Below are 6,383 nucleotides of genomic sequence, written 5' to 3' on the forward strand. Positions count from 1 at the left end.
CGCGCCGTTTTCGCCGCTCTCGTCAAGCGATGAGATTGGCAAAGCGAACCGAGTAGATCCGGTCGCGCCCGAGCATATGGGCGACAAGCTTGCTGCGGTCGAAGAGGCCGGTCATCGCGCGGTGCCTGAGATCGAGCCCGCCGGTGGTGACACCGAAAGCCGGCATCAGCAGGCGCGTGCCATCGGTCGCAAAGCAGGCGCGGCGCACCGCTCTTTCCCGTCTTACCACCGTTGCTGCCGGATGCAGGTGCCCGGCGATCTCGCCGACGGCATCGCCGCGCTTCGGCTCGTGCCGGAAGGTCAGCCCCGCATGGCTAAGCTCGTCCATCGAGGCGCCCGGCAGGCCGAAGGCGCCGTCGGGGTCGTGGTTGCCGTTGATCCAGACCCATTCGCGTCCATAGGCCATGGCGGCAATCATATGCCGGAAATGATCGGGCATGGCGGCCGAGCCGACGCGGTCGTGGAAGTTGTCGCCGAGGCTGATGACGAGCTTCGGGTCGTGCCGCGCGATCGCCGCCTCGAGCACGCGCAGCGTCGCAAGCGTATCGTAGGGCGGCAAAAGCATGCCGCGTCGGGCAAAGGCGGAGCCCTTTTCCAGATGCAGGTCCGAGACGACGAGCGTGCCCGTCTCCGGCAGGTAGAGGCTACCGAGCGGATCGCACATCGCGACGACGCCGTTGACGATTGTCTGGGCGTGGAGGAGGGGAGTGGTCGTCTGAGCCGAGTGGGCGTGGGCAAGGCGATGCATGGTCACGGTCTCGCACGTTGTGCGCGGACGGGGTAATAATCCGCCGACATCGACTGACTGCTCATTCTCAAGGTCATTTTCCTATCAACCCACATCCAGACCGCCCGTCGCCTCGTGGATCAGGTCGTCGGCGGCTTCCGAAAGCAGGAAGTCCTGTGCCTCGCCCTGGACCATTTCCTTGCCGATCTCCAGCATGACGGGCACCGCCAGCGGCGAGATATGGTCGAGCCGTCGGTGGGTGATGTGGCCCTTGATTCGCTTCAGCATATCCCCGAGGCGGGCGATGTCCAAAAGCCCCGTTGCCGCGTCGTTGCGGGTCGCTTCGAGCAGCAGATGGTCCGGCTCGTGCGCGTGCAATACGTCGTAAATGAGGTCGGCCGAGACCGTCACCTGCCGGCCGGTCTTTTCCTTGCCGGGATGCCGCTGGTCGATCAGCCCGGCGATGACGGCGCAGTTGCGAAAGGTGCGTTTCAAGAGGAAGGATTCGTTGAGCCAGGCTTCGAGGTCGTCGCCGAGCATGTCCTCGTCGAAGAGATCGGCAAGCGCGCCGCGCCTAAGCTCGAAGGTCGCGCCGAGGTCGTCGAGCGCCCAGACCGCCAGCGAATAGTCGGTGGCGACGAAGCCGAGCGGCTTCAGCCCGGCGCGATCGAGCCTGCGGGTCAGCAGCATGCCGAGAGTCTGGTGCGCCAACCGCCCTTCGAAGGCATAGATGACCATGTAGTGGCGGCTGCCGCGCGGAAAAGTCTCGATCAGCAGCTCGTCCTCGCGCGGCAGCATCGAGACGTCTTTCTGCAACGACAGCCAGTCGCGCACCTGTTCCGGCAGCGCAGCACGCCGTGCCGGATCGGCAAGCATCCTTCGGACCTGTTCGGCGAGATAGGTCGACAGCGGGAACTTGCCGCCGGCATAGCTCGGCACCTTGGGATCGAAAGTAAAAGCCTGGCTGACAAGGCACTCGTTTTCGCGGATGCCCTCGAAGCGCAGCACCTTGCCGGAGAACATGAAGGTGTCGCCCTGGGAGAGCATTTCGAGGAAATACTCCTCGACCTTGCCGAGCGGCATACCGCCGCGGCCGAGCGAGCCGCGGGCGTTGCGCTTGACCATGCGCACGTTCAGCATCGGCGATTCCACGATGGTGCCGACGTTCAACCGGTATTGCTGCGCCACCAGCGGATTGGAGACGCGATAGAGCCCGTCCTTGGTCTTGCGGATGCGGGCGTAGCGCTCGTAGGTCTTCAGTGCATAGCCCCCGGTCGCGACGAAATCGATCACCCGCTCAAAGGTCTCCCAGGCGAGTGTCGTGTAGGGAGAGGCACTGGTGATCTCGTCGTAAAGCGACAGTGGGTCGAAAGGGGCGGCGCAGGCCATGCCGAGCACATGCTGGGCGAGCACGTCGAGCGCGCCCTTGCCGACGGGCGGCGTGTCCTGCGCGCCGATATAGTTGGCGTCGAGCGCCGCCTGGCATTCCATCACCTCGAAGCGGTTGGCCGGCACCAGGATCGCCTTCGACGGTTCGTCCATGCGGTGGTTGGCGCGGCCGATCCGCTGGGCAAGGCGGCTCGCTCCCTTCGGTGCGCCCACATGCACGACGAGATCGACATCGCCCCAGTCGATCCCGAGGTCGAGCGTCGAGGTCGCGACGACCGCCCGCAGGCGGTTCTCCGCCATCGCGGCTTCGACCTTGCGGCGCTGGGCGACGTCGAGCGAGCCGTGGTGCAGCGCGATCGGCAGATTGTCGTCGTTGTTCGTCCAGAGTTCCTGGAACAGAAGCTCCGCCTGACTGCGGGTGTTGACGAAGAGCAGGGTCGTACCGTGCTCCTTGATCGCCTCGTAGACGTCGGGGATCGCGTAGCGCGCCGAGTGACCGGCCCAGGGCACGTGTTCCTCGGTCTTCAAAATGGTGATCTGCGGCTTGGCCCCGCCCTTTACCTGGACGAGGCCGGCGTGATTGTTCGCGTTCGGCTCTTGCGGAGCCAGCCAGCGCTGCAGATCCATCGGATCGGCGACCGTCGCCGAAAGGCCGATCGTCTGCAGGCCGGGCGCCAGTCGGCGCAGCCGCGCAAGGCCAAGGGAAAGCAGATGGCCGCGCTTGGAGGTGACGAGCGAGTGAAGCTCGTCGAACACGACATAGCGCAGGTCCTTGAAGAAGCGCTGCGCCTCGCCGTTGGCAAGCAGCAGCGCCAGCTGTTCCGGCGTCGTCAGCAGAATGTCCGGGGGATTGAGCTTCTGCCGTTGGCGCTTGGCGGTTGGCGTATCGCCGGTGCGGTTTTCGACACGCACCGGCAGCCCCATTTCGCCGACCGGCTTCATCAGGTTGCGCTCGATGTCGACGGCGAGCGCCTTCAGAGGCGAGATGTAGAGCGTGTGGATGCCGACGAAGGCTGAGCCCGGCGGAATTTTGCCACGGCGGGTGAGATCGACCAGCGACGGCAGGAAGCCGGCGAGCGTCTTGCCGGCGCCGGTCGGCGCGATCAGCAGCGTGCTGTCCCCGGCCTCGGCGCGGGCGAGCAGCTCCAGCTGGTGCGCACGCGGCCGCCAGCCCTTCTCGCCGAACCAGCGCAGAAAGGGAGCGGGCAGGCTCAGGGCATCGCCCTGCGGCTCTCTGGAATCGATCCTGTTCACGGAGAACAAAGGTAGATCAAATCCGCCAAAAGAGAAGCCTGTCCGATGGGTGCAATCACGAGGATTGACTCTCGGTCTAATCGTAGATAAAAACTATCCACGATTACGGAGGCGCCCATGAAACTCGGTGACGGGGTCGAGCAGGCCATTCACAGCGTGACGATGCTGAGCTGTCTTCAGCTCGGCAGCACCCTGTCGGCGGCAGCGCTTGCCGAGTTCCATGGTGTTTCCACCAGCTATCTCTTGAAGCATCTGCAGGCGATGTCCGGTGCCGGACTGCTGGAAGCGGTGCCGGGCCCCAAGGGGGGCTACCGTCTCGCCAAGACGCCGGAGAGGATCACTTTGCTCGATATCGTGCTTGCGGTCGAAGGCCCGGAGCCGGCGTTCCGCTGCAATGAGATCCGCCTGCGCGGTCCCAATCCCTACGCCTGCAAGCCGACGGCGCCTTGCACCATCAATGTCGCGATGCTGAAGGCCGAGCAGGCCTACCGCGCCGAGCTGCGCCGCGTGACCATCGCCAGCATCCTGGATGACCTCAACGCCAAGGATGACGGCAGCGTATCGGCACGAACCGAAGCCTTTCTGGCGATCAACGAGCGCAAATCGTCCGCCAGCGCCTGACCTCCATCAATCCTGTTCAGCCCAAGGAGAAGTCCATGCAGCCGCGTTTCAACTTCGTCAAAGCCGCTCCCGACGCCTACAAGGCCGCGGCCGCCTTCGACAGCTACATCATTAAGGAATCAGGCCTGGAGCCGCGCCTGATCCATCTGATCAAGCTGCGCGCCTCGCAGATCAACGGCTGCGCCTATTGCATCGACATGCATGTGAAGGAAGCGCGGCACACCGGTATGAGCGAGCAATGGATCCACCTGATCTGTGCCTGGAGGGAGTCGCCGATCTATGATGCGCGTGAGCGCGCGGTGCTCGCCTGGACGGAATCGCTGACCAACCTTGCCCAGACCGGCGCGCCCGACGCGGATTTCGAGCCGTTGCGCGCGCACTTCAGCGAAGCCGAGATCACCAAGATCACCATGGCGATCGGCGTCATCAATGTCTGGAACCGTGTCGCCGTCGGACTGCGCTCGCAGCATCCGGTCGATCAGCCGGTTATGGCCGCCTGATATCTTGTAAGGAAGCTCCAGCTAGCCCCGAGGTCCGCTTCGGGGCTAGCTGCTCTGCATCCTAGAGCGTCCTTGCGCGTTCCGGTGAACGCACGGCGCTCTAGAGTGCGATGTAACGATCAGCGCGGTGGTTGATGGCCACGAACAGGTTCAAGACGACTGCGCCGAGCACCGACCAGGCGACGACCGTGGGCGATGTCACGCCGAAGGCGAAGACGAGCACGACCATGTCGATCGCAAGCTGCACGAGGCCGGCGCGAATGCCGAAACGCTCCTGCAGGTAGATACCGAGAATGCCGACGCCGCCGAGGCTGGCGCGATGGCGATAGAGCGCCAAGAGGCCGTAGCCAAGCAGCAGGCCGCCGAGTAGCGCCGCCCAGGCCGGCTGGATCGTGCCGATCTGGAAGAGGCGCGACTGGATGTCGGTCAGGAATGAGGTCACGCCGATGGCGATGAAGGTCTTGACCGTGAAGGCCGGGCCGAGCCGTTTCAGCGACAGGTAGAAGAACGGCAGGTTCAGCAGGAAGAAGGCAAGGCCGAAATTGACGCCGAAGGCGTAGTGCAAAAGGAAGGCGACGCCCGCCGTGCTGCCGGTCAATAGGCCGGCGCTTGCGAGGAAATAGAGGCCGAGCGCTGCGATCAGGCTGCCGGTAAAGATGCCCTGCAGATCCTCAACGGCGGAATGCCGGGTCGGGCTGGTGTTCCAGAGACCGAAAACGCTGCTGATCTGGGCCATGGCAAATCCTCGATTGCGATGGCTTGAGCAATGCTGCAATGCACAACAACAATCAAGAAAAATATGTCAGTTATGCTGACCTATTTTTGCGACTCTGCCTTGCGTTTTATGCAGGCTTGCGCGCCAGGAACAGGATGCCGAACACCGGCGCGCCGGCATCCATGCGGATGGCGGTGCGCTCGACCGCCAGCAGTGTGAGCCCATGCGCCGTGCAGAGGCCGCGGACATAGGCTTCGCCATGGGCGTAGCGCAGCGACGGCCGCAGCAGGAACTCCTCGGCATCGCCGGCATCTTCCACCGAGAAGGCGAAGTAGCCCTCTGGTGCGAGCAGCCGAGTGGTGATGTCGAAGACACTGTCGAGATTGCCGAGATACATCAGCACATCGGCGGCGCTGACGAGGTCGGCCCGGGCGGACGCGAAGTTGCCGAAGATGCCGGAGGCATCAGGAGAAAGAGAAAGGTCGGCGCGGGCCAGCCGATCGTAGGTGGATTTCGCCTCGGCCTTGGCGAGCATGTTGATGGAGATGTCGAAACCTTCGAGGAACTGTGCCTGATCCCGGATGCGCTCGCCAAAAAGGCCGGTGCCGCAGCCGAGATCCGTCACATGCTCGAAGATGAGGCCTCCCGTGTGGCTTTGCCCGACATGGCTTTGAATGAGCGCCGCGAGCTTCTGCGGCACGGTATAGCCGAGCTTCTCGACCAGCGCCTTGTCGAAGCGGTCGGCATAGTCGTCGAAGAGCCGCTCGACATAGAGGCTCGGCGGCTGTTCGGGCACGGCGGCAGCGCCGAGCAGCGCCAATTTCAGGCCGGCGCCGAAGATATCCTGGGGGCTGAGCGCGAGCGTTTTCCTCAGCGCGTCGATCGCCGCCTCTTTCCGGCCAGATTTTTCTTCATAGTCCGCGAGCCGAAACCAGCCGGCTGCCCAGTTGGGTGCCTGTTCCAGCGCTTGCGCCATGAGTTCGGCCGCGCTTGCGGGCTCGCCGCCCTCGGCAAGCATTTTTGCGTAGTCGGCGCGGCGGTCGGCGATCAGGTCGCCGGAGGAGAGCTGGTTGAGCGTCATCAATGTGAGATGTTGGTTGCGATCAGCGCTTCTGACGCCGGATGCCGCAAAATACAAGCGGAATCTGGCGCGATCGGCAGCCCGAGCCGTGCCCGC

The 6,383-nt window shown here is 64.1% G+C and carries 6 protein-coding genes; 2 read left to right on the forward strand and 4 right to left on the reverse strand.

Features of this window, described 5'->3' with window-relative positions; all coding sequences use genetic code 11:
• Window positions 1-22: 22 nt before the first annotated feature.
• Window positions 23-748, reverse strand: a complete 726-nt coding sequence (pdeM, locus tag L981_RS24495) for a ligase-associated DNA damage response endonuclease PdeM (protein ID WP_043622416.1) — start codon at window positions 746-748, stop codon at window positions 23-25.
• An 84-nt stretch (window positions 749-832) separates the two neighbouring features.
• A complete protein-coding gene (locus tag L981_RS24500) occupies window positions 833-3,379 on the reverse strand; it encodes a ligase-associated DNA damage response DEXH box helicase (RefSeq protein ID WP_043622419.1) in 2,547 nt (848 codons plus the stop codon).
• A gap of 108 nt (window positions 3,380-3,487) precedes the next feature.
• On the opposite strand from L981_RS24500, the gene L981_RS24505 reads away from it, so the two are divergent.
• Complete coding sequence (locus L981_RS24505; RefSeq protein ID WP_043622421.1) at window positions 3,488-3,991, forward strand: Rrf2 family transcriptional regulator; 504 nt, start codon at window positions 3,488-3,490, stop codon at window positions 3,989-3,991.
• 35 nt (window positions 3,992-4,026) lie between these two features.
• The gene (locus tag L981_RS24510) at window positions 4,027-4,491 is read left to right on the forward strand and encodes a carboxymuconolactone decarboxylase family protein (protein WP_043622424.1); all 465 of its coding nucleotides are present in this window, start codon (window positions 4,027-4,029) and stop codon (window positions 4,489-4,491) included.
• Between the two features lie 100 nt (window positions 4,492-4,591).
• On the opposite strand, the gene L981_RS24515 is transcribed toward L981_RS24510, so the two are convergent.
• Window positions 4,592-5,227, reverse strand: a complete 636-nt coding sequence (locus tag L981_RS24515) for a YitT family protein (protein WP_043622427.1) — start codon at window positions 5,225-5,227, stop codon at window positions 4,592-4,594.
• Between the two features lie 106 nt (window positions 5,228-5,333).
• Window positions 5,334-6,287: a methyltransferase gene (locus L981_RS24520; RefSeq protein ID WP_043622430.1), complete on the reverse strand. Its 954-nt coding sequence runs from the start codon at window positions 6,285-6,287 to the stop codon at window positions 5,334-5,336.
• Window positions 6,288-6,383: the final 96 nt, after the last annotated feature.

Source organism: Ensifer sp. ZNC0028 (genome assembly GCF_000799055.1).
In the GTDB taxonomy this organism is placed as follows: Bacteria; Pseudomonadota; Alphaproteobacteria; order Rhizobiales; family Rhizobiaceae; genus Ensifer.

Excerpts from the sequence above, each read along its gene's own strand:
- pdeM (WP_043622416.1), bottom strand. The coding sequence starts at position 748 with ATGCATCGCCTTGCCCACGCCCACTCGGCTCAGACGACCACTCCCCTC.
- L981_RS24505 (WP_043622421.1), top strand. The coding sequence starts at position 3,488 with ATGAAACTCGGTGACGGGGTCGAGCAGGCCATTCACAGCGTGACGATG.
- L981_RS24510 (WP_043622424.1), top strand. The coding sequence starts at position 4,027 with ATGCAGCCGCGTTTCAACTTCGTCAAAGCCGCTCCCGACGCCTACAAG.
- L981_RS24515 (WP_043622427.1), bottom strand. The coding sequence starts at position 5,227 with ATGGCCCAGATCAGCAGCGTTTTCGGTCTCTGGAACACCAGCCCGACC.
- L981_RS24520 (WP_043622430.1), bottom strand. The coding sequence starts at position 6,287 with ATGACGCTCAACCAGCTCTCCTCCGGCGACCTGATCGCCGACCGCCGC.